At 36.5% G+C, this 16,610-nt stretch carries 23 protein-coding genes; 18 read left to right on the top strand and 5 right to left on the bottom strand.

Going from position 1 to position 16,610, the window contains the following annotated elements; all coding sequences use genetic code 11:
* Positions 1-9: 9 nt before the first annotated feature.
* The gene (locus LHV68_08205) at positions 10-1,338 is read right to left on the bottom strand and encodes an integron integrase (GenBank protein MCB4791855.1); all 1,329 of its coding nucleotides are present in this window, start codon (positions 1,336-1,338) and stop codon (positions 10-12) included.
* 216 nt (positions 1,339-1,554) lie between these two features.
* Here LHV68_08205 and LHV68_08200 point away from each other — a divergent pair, with 216 nt between their 5' ends.
* From LHV68_08200 to LHV68_08115, 18 genes are all read left to right on the top strand, one after another.
* Positions 1,555-2,280: a hypothetical protein gene (locus LHV68_08200; GenBank protein MCB4791854.1), complete on the top strand. Its 726-nt coding sequence runs from the start codon at positions 1,555-1,557 to the stop codon at positions 2,278-2,280.
* Positions 2,281-2,344: 64 nt separating this feature from the next.
* Positions 2,345-2,893 (top strand): hypothetical protein, encoded by a 549-nt coding sequence (locus LHV68_08195; GenBank protein MCB4791853.1) that lies wholly within the window; start codon positions 2,345-2,347, stop codon positions 2,891-2,893.
* A 177-nt stretch (positions 2,894-3,070) separates the two neighbouring features.
* Positions 3,071-3,679 carry a hypothetical protein gene (locus tag LHV68_08190; protein ID MCB4791852.1) on the top strand — a complete coding sequence of 203 codons (609 nt, stop codon included), beginning with the start codon at positions 3,071-3,073 and terminating at the stop codon, positions 3,677-3,679.
* A gap of 93 nt (positions 3,680-3,772) precedes the next feature.
* Positions 3,773-4,399, top strand: a complete 627-nt coding sequence (locus LHV68_08185; protein ID MCB4791851.1) for a hypothetical protein — start codon at positions 3,773-3,775, stop codon at positions 4,397-4,399.
* A gap of 116 nt (positions 4,400-4,515) precedes the next feature.
* Positions 4,516-5,091 carry a YdeI/OmpD-associated family protein gene (locus tag LHV68_08180; GenBank protein MCB4791850.1) on the top strand — a complete coding sequence of 192 codons (576 nt, stop codon included), beginning with the start codon at positions 4,516-4,518 and terminating at the stop codon, positions 5,089-5,091.
* Between the two features lie 183 nt (positions 5,092-5,274).
* Positions 5,275-5,472, top strand: coding sequence for a hypothetical protein (locus tag LHV68_08175; GenBank protein ID MCB4791849.1), 198 nt, complete (start codon positions 5,275-5,277; stop codon positions 5,470-5,472).
* On the top strand, positions 5,469-5,732 hold the full coding sequence (locus LHV68_08170; GenBank protein MCB4791848.1) for a hypothetical protein: 264 nt from the start codon (positions 5,469-5,471) through the stop codon (positions 5,730-5,732). The genes LHV68_08175 and LHV68_08170 overlap by 4 nt, the downstream gene beginning before the upstream one ends.
* Before the next feature lie 66 nt (positions 5,733-5,798).
* Positions 5,799-6,515, top strand: coding sequence for a hypothetical protein (locus LHV68_08165; protein MCB4791847.1), 717 nt, complete (start codon positions 5,799-5,801; stop codon positions 6,513-6,515).
* A 90-nt stretch (positions 6,516-6,605) separates the two neighbouring features.
* Entirely contained in the window at positions 6,606-6,899 is a 294-nt protein-coding gene (locus LHV68_08160) for a BrnT family toxin (GenBank protein ID MCB4791846.1), read from the top strand.
* Positions 6,896-7,108: a BrnA antitoxin family protein gene (locus tag LHV68_08155; protein ID MCB4791845.1), complete on the top strand. Its 213-nt coding sequence runs from the start codon at positions 6,896-6,898 to the stop codon at positions 7,106-7,108. The genes LHV68_08160 and LHV68_08155 overlap by 4 nt, the downstream gene beginning before the upstream one ends.
* Before the next feature lie 97 nt (positions 7,109-7,205).
* Entirely contained in the window at positions 7,206-7,676 is a 471-nt protein-coding gene (locus LHV68_08150; protein MCB4791844.1) for a DUF2975 domain-containing protein, read from the top strand.
* 159 nt (positions 7,677-7,835) lie between these two features.
* Positions 7,836-8,093: a toxin gene (locus LHV68_08145; GenBank protein ID MCB4791843.1), complete on the top strand. Its 258-nt coding sequence runs from the start codon at positions 7,836-7,838 to the stop codon at positions 8,091-8,093.
* Complete coding sequence (locus tag LHV68_08140) at positions 8,090-8,338, top strand: hypothetical protein (GenBank protein MCB4791842.1); 249 nt, start codon at positions 8,090-8,092, stop codon at positions 8,336-8,338. The genes LHV68_08145 and LHV68_08140 overlap by 4 nt, the downstream gene beginning before the upstream one ends.
* A 223-nt stretch (positions 8,339-8,561) precedes the next feature.
* Positions 8,562-9,137 carry a YdeI/OmpD-associated family protein gene (locus LHV68_08135; protein MCB4791841.1) on the top strand — a complete coding sequence of 192 codons (576 nt, stop codon included), beginning with the start codon at positions 8,562-8,564 and terminating at the stop codon, positions 9,135-9,137.
* A 117-nt stretch (positions 9,138-9,254) separates the two neighbouring features.
* Positions 9,255-9,515, top strand: a complete 261-nt coding sequence (locus tag LHV68_08130; protein MCB4791840.1) for a DUF4160 domain-containing protein — start codon at positions 9,255-9,257, stop codon at positions 9,513-9,515.
* Between the two features lie 8 nt (positions 9,516-9,523).
* Complete coding sequence (locus LHV68_08125; protein MCB4791839.1) at positions 9,524-9,829, top strand: DUF2442 domain-containing protein; 306 nt, start codon at positions 9,524-9,526, stop codon at positions 9,827-9,829.
* Positions 9,830-10,162: 333 nt separating this feature from the next.
* Positions 10,163-10,423, top strand: a complete 261-nt coding sequence (locus LHV68_08120; protein MCB4791838.1) for a DUF4160 domain-containing protein — start codon at positions 10,163-10,165, stop codon at positions 10,421-10,423.
* An 11-nt stretch (positions 10,424-10,434) separates the two neighbouring features.
* A complete protein-coding gene (locus LHV68_08115) occupies positions 10,435-10,668 on the top strand; it encodes a DUF2442 domain-containing protein (GenBank protein ID MCB4791837.1) in 234 nt (77 codons plus the stop codon).
* A 254-nt stretch (positions 10,669-10,922) separates the two neighbouring features.
* Here LHV68_08115 and LHV68_08110 read toward each other — a convergent pair whose 3' ends face one another.
* The 4 genes from LHV68_08110 to LHV68_08095 all read right to left on the bottom strand — a co-directional run bounded on the left by LHV68_08110 (position 10,923) and on the right by LHV68_08095 (position 16,586).
* Positions 10,923-14,420: a DNA polymerase III subunit alpha gene (locus LHV68_08110; protein ID MCB4791836.1), complete on the bottom strand. Its 3,498-nt coding sequence runs from the start codon at positions 14,418-14,420 to the stop codon at positions 10,923-10,925.
* A 350-nt stretch (positions 14,421-14,770) separates the two neighbouring features.
* The gene (locus tag LHV68_08105) at positions 14,771-14,986 is read right to left on the bottom strand and encodes a hypothetical protein (GenBank protein MCB4791835.1); all 216 of its coding nucleotides are present in this window, start codon (positions 14,984-14,986) and stop codon (positions 14,771-14,773) included.
* A 23-nt stretch (positions 14,987-15,009) separates the two neighbouring features.
* Complete coding sequence (locus tag LHV68_08100) at positions 15,010-15,420, bottom strand: hypothetical protein (GenBank protein ID MCB4791834.1); 411 nt, start codon at positions 15,418-15,420, stop codon at positions 15,010-15,012.
* A 59-nt stretch (positions 15,421-15,479) separates the two neighbouring features.
* The gene (locus tag LHV68_08095; protein MCB4791833.1) at positions 15,480-16,586 is read right to left on the bottom strand and encodes a PDDEXK nuclease domain-containing protein; all 1,107 of its coding nucleotides are present in this window, start codon (positions 16,584-16,586) and stop codon (positions 15,480-15,482) included.
* Positions 16,587-16,610 lie beyond the last annotated feature (24 nt).

Genomic DNA, 16,610 nt, shown 5'->3' with positions numbered 1-16,610 from the left:
GAATCTAGCTTAACTTTGTTTATTTTCACTTTTTAATTTATTCTGCAGCACATCCAGCGGGCTTTGTGGAGCATTGTACATGTTGCGTACAACATGGGTGTATATCATAGTTGTTTCAAGGTGTTTATGTCCAAGCAGGTCTTGTATCTGGCGAACGTTAGTTCCGTTCAACAATAGATGCGTTGCAAAGCTGTGGCGCAGGGTGTGCACAGAGGCGGGTTTAACAATACCTGCATTCCTGACTGCTTTTTGAATTGCAATTTGGATTGATTTTTCGCCAATATGATGACGCCTCACCTTAGCGGAGCGCGGATCAACCGAAAGCTTTGCTGCCGGAAACACATACTGCCAGCCAATGGTTTTCCCTGCATTGGGATATTTTCTGCTTAAGGCATCGGGCATATAAACCTCACCGTGCCCTAGCGCGATATCTTTCTCATGCAGCTCTTTCACTTTTTGAAGTTGCAGCTGCAAGTCTTCCTTAATCATTCCCGGCAAAACAGTTGTTCTGTCTTTATCACCCTTGGCACTACGCACAAACAGCAAATTCGATGAAAAATCAATGTCTTTTACCCTTAAGCGCGCTACTTCCATAAGCCTCAAGCCAGCACCATACAGAAGCTGGGCTATAAGCTTGTTTTCCCCTTCCATCCCGTCAAGCAGCTTCTGCACCTCTTCAACACTCAACACAACAGGAAGTTTTGGGCCGCGTTTGGCGCGCACAGTTTTAGCAAGATCGTTTGTGTCCGCATCAAGCACGTTTTTTAAAAGAAAAAGAAGAGCGTTAAAAGCCTGGTTTTGTGTCGAAGCGGCAACTTTATGATGCAGCGCCAAATGGGTTAAATAGTCCTTTACATCATTCTGGCTTATCGCGCTGATTGCCGCATCTTTTCTGTTTGTTTTAGATACATACTCAAAAAATCTTTTAGCCCAGTCCAGGTACGACCGTTCCGTTTTATAAGCGTAGTGTTTTACTTCTAAAGCAGTTTTCATGCGGTTAAGTACACCTGAATAATCCATAGCAGCATGCAGCATTTCAAGCGTTCTGTTTGGCAGGACGCTTGAAGTGTCACCTTTGAGATAATTGTTGATATACAGATTTACTGCGTCCCTTGCCTGCTGCAACTGCCACTCTTCAATTTTGTTCCCGTTGCCAAGAGAGCTTATAAACTCGCCTATCAAAGAATCTATGCTTCCTGTATCATTAAGTTTTTCATTTGTGTTAGAAAATCCAATGAATTTGCTTACCCAAGACGCATAATAACTCACACTTTTTTCTTTCACAAGCCTTTTTAACAACAAAAACGCCTGAAATTCCGGCAAAATTGTTTTGTCCATAAAAAACCTCGATTTATTAAATATATTCAATATCCAGCGTTTCGTATTTTGTGCTATTGTATGTTATTTATCCAGTTGTTGTCAAATGTATTTATTACTAATGTAATAATTCTTTGCATTTACTTATTTAAAATAGTAAAATACCGCTATAAAGGTCGAAACAAAAAATAAACAGGCATTACGTATAATAACTGTTATATAGCAAAGGAGAATTTAATGACCAAAATTGAATTAAAACAATTGCGACAATATTATCATTCTCTTCTAGGGCAGCAAAAAGTTATTGAAGAAGAAAGAGGTATTTATATTTCTGCTTATCCTGCTAATGTTCTAATTAAAGAATTAAAGGAAATCGATAGTTCGTTCCCCAAATTATTACCATCATTTAACCCTCAAGAGTATTACAAAGTTGACGAAGCTGGAAATCTAATATACAACCGTACCGGGGTTCGTTCGTATCTATCAACTGCCATATCAAGATTAAAAGTAGCGATTGACGAACCTACTCAAACTCCAATAACTGAATTAAAAGAATTTTCTTTCATTAGTAATACAGAACTAAGAAAAATACTTGAAAGAGATTATTTAGAAATACAAAGAGCTTATGTATCAGAGTGCTGGAAATCAGTCATTATACTTTCGGGTGGCTCAATAGAAGCAATATTAATGGACCTACTCTTGGTTAATGAATCATCGGCAAAGAGTTCATCACAAGCACCTAATAAGCCTGATATCACAAAATGGGATTTTTCAGATTTAATAAATGTCAGCGTAGATTTAAAATTAGTAAGTTCAGGAATTGAAAAATTGTCACACTCTTTACGTGAATACCGTAATTTAGTACATCCTGGGCGAGAAATTCGAGACAAGTTAACATTTGACACCGAGGAAGCCAAAATAGCACTGGAAGTATTACATATTTTATACAGAGATTTGTCATAAATACTACCAATATAACAAGTCAATCCAGCTGACCCTCCCCTGCGGGTCGGGCCGCTGATTTCGGATGTTAGAAAAAGGAGGAGAAAAAATGCGGTATTTTTGGGCTATTGTGATTTGTTCAATGGTTTTCTGTGGGTGCGACCAGTTGAAAGGTAAAGATGGTGAAAAAGGGATTCCGTCCGTAGCTTATTCAGAAACATTTTCAGGATATGCAGACGCAAATCCATTTGAATTTTATTTATCAAAAGGATTCGATAAAAATACAGATTTAATAGAAGTATATATAGTAATTAAATCCACACAAACAGCTTACGATTCTTGGATAAAAGCTCCAACAACCATAACTTATACACATTTATATACAATAAAAGATAGCTTTGAAAATTATCCAGTAACAAATAATCGCTATCAAACCAAAATAGCATTACTATCCTATAATACTAACACCAACGCAAAGCCAACTTATGCTTTTATGGATACAAATGGACAAAACAAGTATGTTGTTATTCATAAACAATTCAACTCTCCTTCCGCTTGTATAGCCTATAAACGATCTATGGGAAAACTTGATACAAATCCTTACGATACCCTTATATACGGCAGAGAAATGTGAAATAAGTTTTGTTTAATTCGAAACCTTAAATAATAGTGGGCGGGGTTAGTTGATTAGTTTAGCTTAAAAAGCAATAAATATTCTAACAAGTCAATCCAGCGGATTTTGTCACGCTGCGCGTGCCAAAACCGCTGATTTCGGATGTTAAACAAATGAAAAAATGGAGAAAGAAAGAATATGAGAATATTTATCACCTTTTTGGTAATTTTATTTAATGTGCATTTTATATCGGCTGATTCAATAATTGGTGGACAAGTTACTAAAATTAATCATCCTAATGTAAATTTAAATGATGTAAAACCATTAATAATCGATTATGAAATTATATGGAATGGAAACACAAAGGAGAAACATAGAAAAGAATATTATCCAATGGTATATAGAAAGTACAATATTTATGAAAATGACAAAATACACGAAGAATTTAAGGATAGCTATCTTATATATCATGATGCTTTTGAAACACTAGATAAAAAAGGATACTTTTTATTTTCACAGCATTTTACCTATGGTGGAAAACTAAAAATAGAAACATTAGCTTATTATGATCTTATTAAAGAAAAAACGATAGAACTTGAACCTACTGGAAGGTTTATATATTTTACTAAAGACAATAAGTATATGGTAACAGTTGATTTGCCGTATGAGTTTATTGAACCTAATGATATAATTACATTAAATTATTATAATTTATTATTAACATCAAACAAACCCGAAAAAGTAGAAAAACTAAAATATACAGAATTTAAAGTATTAGATATTATTAATCCTAGTGAACAAAAGTAGATTTTCGTTAATTGGGCTAAAAGAGTTTAACAAAACGCTACAGCGGACGCCGTTCCGGCGCCGCTGAGCTTGGATGTTAGATGAGGAATTAAAATGATAAATGCAAAGAAGATTATTGATGAAATTAGTTCATTATTACTTTTTTATGAAGAGTATAGGAAAAAAGCAAAATATGATGATCTTTCTGATTTAGAGGATGCTGTTAAAACAGAGGTAAGAGTAAGATTAACATCATGCCTAACGAGAATAGCTCCAAAAGGATCGCCATACAGAAGTCAAATAGAATTTAGTCCAGCATTTATTGTTGGTGCTTTAAAAGCTTTGCGAGCAGACTATGAAGCTGGATATTTAAAAACAGTTGAAACAATAGTTCAAGGAGATATATTTACTGATTTTTTAGAAATGTCCCAGTATTTAATAGACAATAGTTACAAAGACCCTGCGGCTGTTATTGTCGGTGCAGTATTAGAAGAAAAACTTAGGTTATTATGTAGCACAAACAATATTCCAACAACACAAAATGATAAACCCATAAAAGCAGATACAATGAATGCAGAACTGTATAAAGCTAATGCTTACTCTAAACTGGACCAAAAATCAATAACAAGCTGGTTAGACTTAAGAAATAAGGCAGCACATGGTTGTTTTAACGAATATACTTTAGAGCAGGTAAAAATTATGTATCAAGGTATACAAGATTTTATTTTAAGAAACCAATAAAACATCTAACAAATCAATCCAGCTGACCCGCCCCTTCGGGTCGGGCAGCTGATTTCGGATGTTGGAAAGAAAATAGCGATAGCTTTTTGTGCCTGAGTTAGGTTAGTTAACGCAGAATGGTTGTTATTGTGGATAAACTTAAAACGCTGTATGTAGTCAACAGAAAAGACTGGCGTGCATGGCTTGAACTAAACTCTAGTAAAGAGAAAGAGGTCTGGCTGGTCTATCCAAACAAGTCTTCAGGAAAACCGCGTATATCATATAACGACGCTGTGGAAGAAGCTTTGTGTTTCGGCTGGATTGATAGCCAACTGAAATCTGTTAGCGAAAATAGTAGCGCACAAAGATTCTCACCAAGAAACCCCAAGAGTGGTTACTCACAAGCTAACAAAGAGAGGTTAAAATGGCTTCTTAAGGAGAATTTACTGCATCCATCAATACTAGATATTGCGAAAAGGATTATTGACGAGAAGTTTATTTTCTCTCCAGATATAATTAATGCAATAAAAAGCGATCATTTGGCATGGGAGAATTATCACAGGTTTTCCGACTCATATAGAAGAATACGTATTGCTTACATTGAAGCAGCGCGGAATCGCCCAGAAGAATTTCAAAAGAGACTTACAAATTTTATTGCAAAGACAAAAGAAAACAAGCAAATAGGCTTTGGTGGGATAGAGAAATACTATTAGCTGATTAATAAAAAACACAGGGACTTAGGGGACGAAGTCAACTTGACAACTTTAGCAATGAAATTTCTAACACAATCCAGCGGATTTTGCTCCGCAAAACCACTGATTTCGGATGTTATCTTGAAAATTAAATAATTATTGATTATACTTATAACGAAATATGTTATATGTTCGGAGGTTATTATGACAATTAATGAAATTAAAAATGCAATTGAACATCTTGAAGAAAAGGAATTAATTTCCTTATCAGAATGGTTCCATAAAATCGAAGAAGATAAATGGGATAAAGAAATTGAAGTAGATGTTTCAAAAGGCAAATTGGACCAAATTGCAGAAAAAGCATTGAATACTTACAAAGCAGGGAAATGCAAAGAATTATGAAACATTTCACGTCACCGGCATTCTGGGAATTTTATATCAAGCTATCTGCAACAGAAAAAAACTCTGCAAACACAAGTTTTGAACTTCTTAAAAATAATCCTAAACATCCTTCATTACGACTAAAACGAATTGGTAAATATTGGTCAGTACGTTCAAGCTTGTATATAAGAGCATTAGGTGTTAGTATTCCAGAGAAAGAAGGTATTATTTGGTTTTGGATTGGTTCACATTCCGAATACGAACGACTATTAGGCAAATAAAAAGATAACAAATCAATACAGCGGAATTTGCCTTCGGCAAAATCCGCTGATTTTTTATGTAAAGAAATGACAAAACTAAAAATAACAAAACAAACAAAAAGTCTCTTTAATTCTTTAAAAACTGTTTCAAGGACAGTATTGCTATCGGAATATCCTATTTTATTACCAATAGTATTGGGCTATGATGTATTTAAAAAACACGTATTTGATAGAAATGCTAAAACATTTACAAATCATTTAGAATTAAAAGTTGCCGATGTAAAGAAATTATTATGTGACAAATGGTTAAAAACTAAGGATGGCAACTTATTTGTAAATAAAATCTTTGCTTCTGCGATGGATGCACAAATAGAAGAAAAGCAAGAATTATTTGTAAACGCACTGATAAACGGCATTAATAATAAAAAGATACCAATTATGAAAAAATTGAAATTTATTGATATTCTAAGAAACATGTCTTGTTCTGCTGTATTAGTTTTAATAGAAATTGATAAAGTTTATAGAGAACCATTAATAAAATATCTTAATAAAAGCTCTTGCCAACCTGTACAAATTGATAAACGTAGAATAATAAATAATTTGAAAAATGTCTTTGAGCCCTATTTAGTTGATTCTGCCATAGAAGAAATGAAATCCTTAGGAATATTTAGTTCTACAACAGAATGGTATAAATACGAGCTTGGAGAATATAGAAAAAGCCAGGATTTAGGTACTGGTTTTGCATACACAAGTTTTAGTTATCAATTTTATGAATTTATAAAATCAAAAGAAACTGATATTTAACACAATACAGCTGACCCTCCCCTTCAGGTCGAGTAGCTTATTTCGGATGTTAGACTTGACAAATAATTAGAATATAATTACAATATAATTATGAAGCACATTGAATTTGAATGGGACAAGAAAAAAGATAATAGCAATAAAAAGAAACATGGAATATCTTTTGAAGAAGCAAAAACAATATTTTATGACCCCAATGCTTTATTGATACATGATCCATCACATTCTGACCATGAAGACCGTTTTATTATGCTTGGCGTAAGCCGTATTTTACGATTGTTAGTTGTTTGCCATTGCTATAGAAAAGATGATGAGATAATTAGAATTATTTCAGCTAGAAAAGCAAACAAAAAAGAACAAAAACAATATAAGGAGAAATTGTCATGAATAAACAATACGATTTTAGCAATGCAACAAAGAATCCATACTTCAAAAAACTGAAAAAACAAATTACCATTCGTCTTGACCATGAAACCATTAGTTATTTCAAGGGTTTAGCAAATGAGTATGGAATGCCATACCAAAATTTAATTAATTTGTATCTTAGCGAATGTGCTCATTCGCACAAAAAACTTCTATTCAAATGGGCTGCTTAATAGAATTAATTGCCCTTATATTATCAAGTCAATACAGCTGACCCACTCAAGGCGGGCAGCTGATTTTTTATGTTAAGATATCCTATAAAAACTATCTATGAAAAAGAACTCAACAATATTTCTTCAGGTAATCATTGTAGTCATCGGCATCGGCGCTCTTGCCTTTATGCTTTGGGAACCCCATATTGAGGGCAGGAACGTGCACGCCACGCTCTTTGAGATTTACTTTAAAGATCCTTTTCTGGCGTATGCGTATATAGCGTCCATTTCATTTTTCGTGGCGTTATATCAATCGTTTGTGTTGCTCGGATACCTCGGACAAAATAAAGTATTCTCACTAAAATCCGTGAGAGCTTTACGTACAATAGAATACTGTGCGATATCTCTTGTTGGTTTTATTGTAGCTGCAGAAGCCTACCTATTTATAGCTGTGCGCGGCAAGGATGACATAGCGGGTGGTGTTGCTTTGGGTCTCTTTATGATTTTTGTCTCTGTTGTAATCGCTACTACCGCGGCCGTGTTTGAAAGACTTTTACAAAGGAGAATAGGGAAAGAAGGTCACGAGTAACTAGGGGCGGTCTTAAGATATTAAGATAACAACAATTAAATTTCTAACAATACAGCCGACTCCGACGCTTCGGTCGGAGCTGCTGATTTTTTATGTTAGCATAAAATTATATTGAATTACATATTGTATATACATTTGTAATATGCTACAATTAAAACAATGAAAGAACTTCGCTGGAACTTGCTTAAAAATGAAAGATTAATAAAAACCAGAGGCGTTTCTTTTGATGAGTTAGTTAATTCAAAGCTTATTAACATATTGAGACATCCGATCAAAGAGAACCAAAAGATAATGCTGTTTGAATATAAAAAATACATATGGGTAGTCCCTTTTGTAGAAGAAGAAAACTACTATTTTCTCAAAACTCTTTACCCCAGTAGAAAATATACCAAAATATTTAAAGGAGCAAACAAATGAAAAGAATAAAATTAAATTTACAAGAAAAAGAAATTGAAAAAGACCTTTTAGAAGGAACTTATACTCCTGTCAACAAGCAAGATTTTCATGTTATCTCGCAAGCTATAGCCAGAAGAAAGAAAGATTCGGTATTAAACATAAGAATTAATAGTCATGACCTTGAAAGCATAAAACAAAAAGCAAGAAATATAGGCGTTAAATATCAAACGTTTATATCTGAGATACTGCATAAAGTTGCCTTATAATGATAGAAATAGAATCTAAATACTAACAAAACAATCCAGCGGACTTAGGGGACGTAGTTAGGTAATACGGTATTCGTTAAATTTAACAATTTGAACTATACGACAATAAATTTTCTAACAAATCAATACAGCGGAAATTGCCTCTGGCAATTCCGCTGATTTCGGATGTTGGAAAGAAAATAGCGATAGCTTTTTGTGCCTGAGTTAGGTTAGTTAACGCAGAATGGTTGTTATTGTGGATAAACTTAAAACGCTGTATGTAGTCAACAGAAAAGACTGGCGTGCATGGCTTGAACTAAACTCTAGTAAAGAGAAAGAGGTCTGGCTGGTCTATCCAAACAAGTCTTCAGGAAAACCGCGTATATCATATAACGACGCTGTGGAAGAAGCTTTGTGTTTCGGCTGGATTGATAGCCAACTGAAATCTGTTAGCGAAAATAGTAGCGCACAAAGATTCTCACCAAGAAACCCCAAGAGTGGTTACTCACAAGCTAACAAAGAGAGGTTAAAATGGCTTCTTAAGGAGAATTTACTGCATCCATCAATACTAGATATTGCGAAAAGGATTATTGACGAGAAGTTTATTTTCTCTCCAGATATAATTAATGCAATAAAAAGCGATCATTTGGCATGGGAGAATTATCACAGGTTTTCCGACTCATATAGAAGAATACGTATTGCTTACATTGAAGCAGCGCGGAATCGCCCAGAAGAATTTCAAAAGAGACTTACAAATTTTATTGCAAAGACAAAAGAAAACAAGCAAATAGGCTTTGGTGGGATAGAGAAATACTATTAGCTGATTAATAAAAAACACAGGGGCTTAGGGGACGTCCCCTTTTGCACAAATACTGTAGTGTTAGAAAAATCTAATAAAATTTGCTATAATAAATTAACAAAGAGATAGGAGATATAAATGCCGATAATTTCTAAATTTTTTGGAATTGTAATAAGAATGTTCTATTATGAGCATAATCCGCCGCATTTGCATGCGGAATATCAAAGTGAAAAAGCCGTTTTTGATCTACAGGGAAACATACTCAAAGGAAACATACAATCCAAAACTGCAAGAAAACTTATCAGAGATTGGATCGACATTCATGTAACAGAACTTGAAGCGGATTGGAAACTATCAAAAGCCGGCAAAGAAATAAAGAAAATTGCCCCATTAAAATGAGGTGAAACATGTGGAATATGAATGAAGTTAAAAAAATTAAATACAAGAGCAACTATATTTACCATATCGTATTTGATGACGGAACAAAAGGCGATATAGATTTTTCAGATTATATAAATAGAGGCCCTGTATTTAAAGCATTAAAAGATATGCGAATCTTCAAAAAAGCAACTATTGACGGCGGCACAATAGCCTGGCCTAATGGCGTAGATATTGCCCCTGAAACATTGTACGAGAAATTAACCCTTAATCAGACAACCAGCCGAGCATTTTCTACTATTCATCACGAAAAAAACCAGTTATCTTTATATTGAATAGAACAACAAATAAATTTCTAACAAAGCAATCCACCTGACCGTGCTCCGCACGGCAGGTGATTTTGGCAAAAAGCACGCATAGCGCTTTTGATTTATTTTGCTGGAAAGGTTCTGATATTAAATTCATTGAGTCAAAATGGAAATCCAAAGACAAAATCAGACAAACACAGATTAATTGGCTTTCTGCTGCAATTAAATGCGGTTTTCATATAAACGAATTTACAATCGCAGAGTGGCAATTTAATAAAATTATCTAACAAATCAATACAAAAAATGCGTTAGAAAAATGTAAGTAAATCTGCTATAATAGAACATGAAAGGATATAAACGATGCCAGAGATTAGTAGGTTTTTAGGAATTATTATATCAATGTACTTTAAAGAGCATGCTCCCCCTCATTTCCATGCAAAATATGCAGGAAAAAGAGCTGCATTTTCTATAAATGATTTAGAAATTATTGAAGGGAAATTACCAAAAAGAATCGTTTCTCTTGTTTTGGAGTGGGCATTTGAACACAGAAAAGAGTTGCTTGAGGATTGGGAACGTGCTCAAAAGCACGATATTTTAAAGAAAATAAAGCCATTGGTTTAGGAGGTATTTATATGTACTGGATTAAAGATTTTGACTATCTTGAAGATTACAAATTAAAAATAGTATTTGGAAACAGAAAAACAAAAGTTGTTGATTTAAAAAATCATCTTGAAGGGAAAGTATTTAAACCACTAAAAAATATTTCTTATTTTAGAAAGGTTAGATTGAATAAAGATATAGATACGATTGTATGGCCAAACAATGCGGACTTCTCACCTGATTTTCTATATGAAATCGGGAAATAATATAAATACTCTAACAAAACAATCCAGCGGATTTGCCAAAGGCAAATCCGCTGATTTTTTATGGTACAATTATCAGAAGAATAAAAAAAGGAGTTAGATAATAGGCTTAATACTTATCATCAAAATCCAAATGCTGGAGTCCCTTGGCATGAAATACGGGAAAGTATATAGGCCTTCTGGGATGTTGAGATAAGGCGTTAATTGCAAACAGAAAAAGCCTTATGCTAAGTCGTTGTGTTAACATAGTTTTCAGGTCAAGACCTTAGTTCAAGCGCTTCAGGCCCTAAAATTTTTTCTATGTTCTTAAAGAAATTGACTTCCGGTTTGACCCTGAGAGAGGTTTCAACCACGTATTCATGCTGGCTGGATGAAGATACGTCCAGGTATACCGGCGACTTTCCCGGATGTTCTTTGATAATATCTTTTATCCTGTCCAGGACCTCGTCTTCAAGGCCTAGAGAGGATATCTTAAGATGCACGGATCCCGTAAAAGCAGGCATCTTTTCCTTTGCCTCTTCAATGGTCATCATCTCTTCTGCCAGTATCTCGCTTTCGGAGCTTCTGTCCGAAAGCCGGCCTTTTACCACCACCAGAGTATTCAGCTCCAGGTATTTTAACATCTTCTTGAAATTTTTTGGAAATACCACTACATCTACTTCCCCGTAAAGATCTTCGAGCCTGAACCTGGCATACTGCTCTTTCTTTTCCTTTGTCACAAGTTTTTTAACGTTAGATACCATACCCGAAACCCTTATCAAAGCCTGGTCCCTGCCTGAAGTCGGCTGGGGCAGTTTGTCCAGCCTGTACTGCGAAAACATCAAAAGGTCATGCGTGTGCTGGGCAAGCGGATGGCCTGAAAGGTAAAAACCGAGCACTTCTTTTTCGTAAGACAACGCCGTGTGCTCTGACCAGGGCTCGACTTTTATGCTGGATTGCGTGCCGTTGTTCGCCACGTCGTTTATTTCAAACAGGAGTTCCTGCCCGATAGAAACATCTTTCTGGTGTTTGCTTGCCCACCCGATGGATTCGTCCATTTTCGCTATGAGCTCGGAGCGAGTATAAATATGGCTTTCCCCGAAACTGTCGAACGCTCCTGCTTTAATAAGGGATTCAAGGACTTTCCGGTTTACGCAGTGCATGTCAACCCTGGTCATAAAATCGTCCCAGGACTTGAACGTGCCGTTCGCTTTTCTTGCCGCAGTTATGGATTCGCACGCGCCTTCGCCTACATTCTTTACTGCCAGAAGCCCGAAACTGATGTTAGCACCTTCAATGGAAAACAGCATTTCCGACTTCTGGATGTCAGGAGGCAGGATCTTTATGTTCAGAGTTTCAGCGTCCTGGATATAGCTCACGATCTTTGAAATCTCCTCTTCTTTCCCTACAGCGGAACGGCCTATTTCGGAATTTAGGAGCGAGGCCATATACTGTATCTTATAATTTGCTTTTAAATATGCCGTGCGGTAAGCAAGGATTCCGTAAGCTGCAGCATGCGATTTATTAAATCCGTACCCTCCAAAATGCAGTATCTGGTCAAAGACTTTCTCGGAAAGCCTGTGTTCTATCTTTTTCTTTTTTGCGCCGTTTATAAAATGAGCTCTTTCTTTTTCTATTTCCTCGGGTATCTTTTTTCCCATAGCGCGGCGCAGGCCGTCCGCTTCGCCAGCGCTGAAGCCAGCCATATCCTGAGCTATACGCATAACCTGTTCCTGGTAAAGGATGACGCCGTGCGTATCTTTTAATATGGGTTCAAGCACAGGGTGGTCATAAACAACTTTTGTCCTGCCGTGTTTGCGCGAGACGAAATCGTCTATCATGCCTGAGCCCATGGGGCCGGGCCTGTAAAGAGATATCAGAGCTATTATATCTTCTATGTCAGTAGGTTTTAATTTCCTTAAGAGGTCGCGCATACCGCGGCTTTCCAGCTGGAATACCCCGAGGGTTTTTGCGTCATGATAAAGTTTGAATGTTTTTTTGTCGTCCAAGGGTATAGTGTTTATGTCGAACTTCGCGTCAAGGCTTTTCTTTATAAGGTTAACGGTATCTTCTATGATAGTAAGGGTACGGAGCCCCAGAAAGTCGACTTTTAACAGGCCGAGTTTTAACATGCATTTATCGTTATACTGCGTAGTAACCACGTCCTTACTGCCTTTTGCAAGAGGTGCATACTTCGTTATTTCCTCTTTTGCTATTACCATGCCTGCTGCATGGACACCGGTGTGCCTCTTTAAGCCCTCAAGGCTCTGTGCGCTTGAAATAAGCTTGTTCATCCGCTCATCGCTTTTTGCCAGAGCCGCTATCTCCGGGACTGTCTGCATGGCATTGTAAATGTTCATGCCGAACGGGATAAGTTTTGCTATCCTATCTCCTTCGCTCGGGGTAAAACCCATGGCACGCGCAACGTCCCTTAAGACCAGGCGCGCCTGCATGGAGCCGAATGTGATTATCTGAGCGCAGTTGTTATGCCCGTATTTATTGCGTACGTAGTCAATCACCCTGTCTCGGCCGGTATCTGCAAAATCTATGTCGAGGTCAGGCATTGAACGCCTGTCCGGGTTTAAGAACCGTTCGAACAACAGCCCGTACTTTAACGGGCACACATCGGTTATGCCGAGTGTATATGCTACTATCGACCCCGCTCCGGAACCGCGGCCAGGGCCTACCGGTATACTATTCTTTTTGGCGTAATGTATAAAATCCCAGACTATCAGAAAATAGGTTGCAAAACCCATCTGTTTTATAATGCCCAGTTCATGTTGGAGCCTTTTTTCATGTTCTTCTTTTATATCCGTGTACCTTTTTTTCAAACCTTCACGGCAGAGCCGTTCAAGGTACTTTTCCGCAGTTTCACCTCCGGGCACGGGATAGTCCGGCAAAAGAAGCTGGTTAAAACCTATCTCAAGCGAAGTTTTCTCGGCGATTTCTACGGTGTTTTTTATTGCCTCAGGTATATGAGAAAATAGTTTTGCCATTTCCTGCGGTGAACGGTAATAGAACTGGTCAGTTGAAAAACGCATCCTGTCCGGTTCATCCAGGGTTTTTCCGGTACCTATGCACAGGAGCACATCGTGGTTATATGAGTCTTCTTTTTTTAAATAGTGGCAGTCGTTTGTCGCCACAAGAGGTATGTTCATCCTTTTGGCAAGCTCTATAAGCTTAGGGTTTACTTTTTTCTGTTCTTCCAGGCCGTGGTCCATGATTTCGATATAGTAAAATTCTTTCCCGAATATATCGCGATGTTCCCCGGCAATTTTTTCTGCAAGCTTTAAGTCGTCTTTCAACAGAGCGCCGCAGAGTTCTCCTTTCAGGCATCCTGAAAGAGCTATTATACCCTTGCCGTAACCTGCTAAAAGCTCCCTGTCCACCCTTGGTTTATAATAAAACCCTTCAAGAAACCCTTTGCTTACTATGTTCATCAGGTTCTGGTAACCGGTGTGGTCTTTTGCCAAAAGCGTCAGGTGATAGTAGTCCCCCATACCGTTTGACTTCCTATCGTGCCTTGACCCCGGAGCTACATAAACCTCGCAGCCGATTATAGGTTTTATTCCCGATTCCCTGCACGCATTGTAAAATTCTATCGCGCCGTACATGTTGCCGTGGTCTGTAATAGCAAAAGCCGGCATTTTAAAATGCGCCGCCATGGTACGGATCATGTCCGCGGGCTTTCCTTTGTCATCAAGTATCCTGCAGGCCCCGTCCAAAAGAGAATATTCAGTATGGTTATGAAGATGCACAAATTCAGTATTTGGCATAAATGTGTCATTTTCAGTAAAAGATGTCAATTTTTGCAGCAAAAGATGTCAAAAACATCTTTTCCCGATCCTTTATTAGATTTTTCTGACTGTACAATTATACATTTAAAGCAGTGAACAATCAAACCAACTCCAACAACCAACTCTGACAAGGTTCAATTAAGTCTTCAGGCACCGAAGTTAAATATTAATCATAGTAACATTGCGATATTATTTCAAGCAAAGCGGCTGTTATTGGTTTTAATCTACCCTGCTTTTTCAAAAGGGATATTCTTTGATGCAAACCACCTGGCTTTATTAAATTCTTTTTTACAGCTGGAACATCACCCCACGGACATCCCCATGACAGCTTATATAACTGTTACAGATGGATTTATTTTATAGTAGTATCTACAAAGTTTTTTGTACAGTTCAAGCATATTTTCGTCATAACAGAAATCAAGCATCCCGTCAAGAATGTTCTGAATACGGTTTTCATCCGTAGATCGGGAAACTATAATAACTTCGACTTCGTGGGAATATATCTTTATTGCTTGAGCAATAATCTCCCGAATTCTTGTTGCCAACTTATTAAATTTATTATTTTTAATCATTTCTTAAATTTATGTCCAGTTTTATGTTCCAGCATTTGAAACATTATTTCGCGCCTTTTTCTCAAAGGCACTAATACTGCACTTTTTGCTAAATATCTGTAATTCTCACCTGTTTGGCCGTGACTTCCACCGAGATTGTAAATGCTGCACCATACACCTCCCTCACATCGAGGTAAAGGGCATTCTTCAAAAATAGCGCAGCTCCTGTTTTCATACCGTCTTACCGCATCCAGTAAAGCAGGGCTTCTTCCTATGCCTATTCTAGTTTTTTCAGCAGCATCTCTAATGGCGTTACTAATTTTGAAATTATACTTATCAGTAGTTAATATTTTTCTCGCCTCTTTAATCATTCCAGCATTTTTTAAATATTTTGCTATTAGTATCTTGTGCTTTTTAGTATATTCCATAATTCACACCTCGTTTTGACTATGTCATTTTTTTAAATCTGAACTTTATATTTCCCCTGTTATTTTATTTCTGTTTTGTTTTCCAAACATGGCAGAGAATGCATTTTATGTTCTAGAAGTTTTTGATCAATTATTTCGTATGTAGCTACCTTCATGGATTTATTTAAACTGCCAACTGCAACCTTGACAACTTCATCATTTTTGGTTTTACATAATATCAGGCCAACTGATGGATTCTCGTGCTCTAATTTTATGTTTTTGTCCAGAGCGTTCAGATAGAACTGCATTTTACCGATATATTCAGGCACAAATTTGCTAATTTTTAATTCCACTGCGATTAATCGTTGCATAACTCTGTGGTAGAATAACAGGTCAACTTTAAAATCTCTATTACCTATTGTTACAGGATATTCTTCCCCGACAAATGCCAAATGTTTGCCAAACTCAAGAAAAAAATCGCGCAAATTGTGTACTATTGCCTTCCTTAAATCTTTTTCATCAAAAGGTTCTTTTAGCCCCAGGAAAGCAAGGTTATATTCATCTCTAAAATGAGAGGACGGTTCTGTTTCTCCGGAATGAGGAATAATCCTATTATTCTTTCCGGAACATGACCATTTTTCAAAGAGATGATTGTTCATTTGCCTTTCTAACTCAGGTGACGACCATCTTTCCTTTATACACATATTTATATAAAAATCCCGCTCCTGAGAGGTATCGGACTTTGATATTATCAACAAATTATTGGTCCAATTGATTTGTGTCAGAGCCTCTGACACAAACGCATTATCACTGTAAGTTTTATAAAACTGTATCATGCGGTATAAGTTTCTTCTATTAAACCCACTCATATTTGGGAATGTTTTCTTTAAATCCGTTGATAGGATATCAATTACCCCATCGCCCCATTTCGCAATTTCAATTTTATCATGCAATTGTTTTCCTATAGACCAATATAATTCAACGGTGTAACGATTAACTGATTGATAAGCTTTATACTGAGATTTTCTAACCTCGGTAATTATTCCTTTCAAAAAAGTAATGTAATCAGATTTAATTAACTTTTTCATGTTTTCCTTATTACCCCCTTGAATAAACCAACTATTTTCTTTAAGCTTTTGATTTATTAGGCATACAAAACCTCTGCCTTCATATTCATAGAAATACAATTGCTTCATTCTAATAAAACTAAC

The sequence above is a fragment of the Candidatus Liberimonas magnetica genome (assembly GCA_020523885.1).
Lineage (GTDB): Bacteria > Elusimicrobiota > Endomicrobiia > Endomicrobiales > JAFGIL01 > Liberimonas > Liberimonas magnetica.
This window is presented reverse-complemented; position numbering and strand designations above follow the sequence as displayed.

Coding starts and splice junctions, on each gene's coding strand:
- LHV68_08205 (MCB4791855.1), bottom strand. CDS start 1,338: ATGGACAAAACAATTTTGCCGGAATTTCAGGCGTTTTTGTTGTTAAAA.
- LHV68_08200 (MCB4791854.1), top strand. CDS start 1,555: ATGACCAAAATTGAATTAAAACAATTGCGACAATATTATCATTCTCTT.
- LHV68_08195 (MCB4791853.1), top strand. CDS start 2,345: ATGTTAGAAAAAGGAGGAGAAAAAATGCGGTATTTTTGGGCTATTGTG.
- LHV68_08190 (MCB4791852.1), top strand. CDS start 3,071: ATGAGAATATTTATCACCTTTTTGGTAATTTTATTTAATGTGCATTTT.
- LHV68_08185 (MCB4791851.1), top strand. CDS start 3,773: ATGATAAATGCAAAGAAGATTATTGATGAAATTAGTTCATTATTACTT.
- LHV68_08180 (MCB4791850.1), top strand. CDS start 4,516: ATGGTTGTTATTGTGGATAAACTTAAAACGCTGTATGTAGTCAACAGA.
- LHV68_08175 (MCB4791849.1), top strand. CDS start 5,275: ATGACAATTAATGAAATTAAAAATGCAATTGAACATCTTGAAGAAAAG.
- LHV68_08170 (MCB4791848.1), top strand. CDS start 5,469: ATGAAACATTTCACGTCACCGGCATTCTGGGAATTTTATATCAAGCTA.
- LHV68_08165 (MCB4791847.1), top strand. CDS start 5,799: ATGACAAAACTAAAAATAACAAAACAAACAAAAAGTCTCTTTAATTCT.
- LHV68_08160 (MCB4791846.1), top strand. CDS start 6,606: ATGAAGCACATTGAATTTGAATGGGACAAGAAAAAAGATAATAGCAAT.
- LHV68_08155 (MCB4791845.1), top strand. CDS start 6,896: ATGAATAAACAATACGATTTTAGCAATGCAACAAAGAATCCATACTTC.
- LHV68_08150 (MCB4791844.1), top strand. CDS start 7,206: ATGAAAAAGAACTCAACAATATTTCTTCAGGTAATCATTGTAGTCATC.
- LHV68_08145 (MCB4791843.1), top strand. CDS start 7,836: ATGAAAGAACTTCGCTGGAACTTGCTTAAAAATGAAAGATTAATAAAA.
- LHV68_08140 (MCB4791842.1), top strand. CDS start 8,090: ATGAAAAGAATAAAATTAAATTTACAAGAAAAAGAAATTGAAAAAGAC.
- LHV68_08135 (MCB4791841.1), top strand. CDS start 8,562: ATGGTTGTTATTGTGGATAAACTTAAAACGCTGTATGTAGTCAACAGA.
- LHV68_08130 (MCB4791840.1), top strand. CDS start 9,255: ATGCCGATAATTTCTAAATTTTTTGGAATTGTAATAAGAATGTTCTAT.
- LHV68_08125 (MCB4791839.1), top strand. CDS start 9,524: ATGTGGAATATGAATGAAGTTAAAAAAATTAAATACAAGAGCAACTAT.
- LHV68_08120 (MCB4791838.1), top strand. CDS start 10,163: ATGCCAGAGATTAGTAGGTTTTTAGGAATTATTATATCAATGTACTTT.
- LHV68_08115 (MCB4791837.1), top strand. CDS start 10,435: ATGTACTGGATTAAAGATTTTGACTATCTTGAAGATTACAAATTAAAA.
- LHV68_08110 (MCB4791836.1), bottom strand. CDS start 14,420: ATGCCAAATACTGAATTTGTGCATCTTCATAACCATACTGAATATTCT.
- LHV68_08100 (MCB4791834.1), bottom strand. CDS start 15,420: ATGGAATATACTAAAAAGCACAAGATACTAATAGCAAAATATTTAAAA.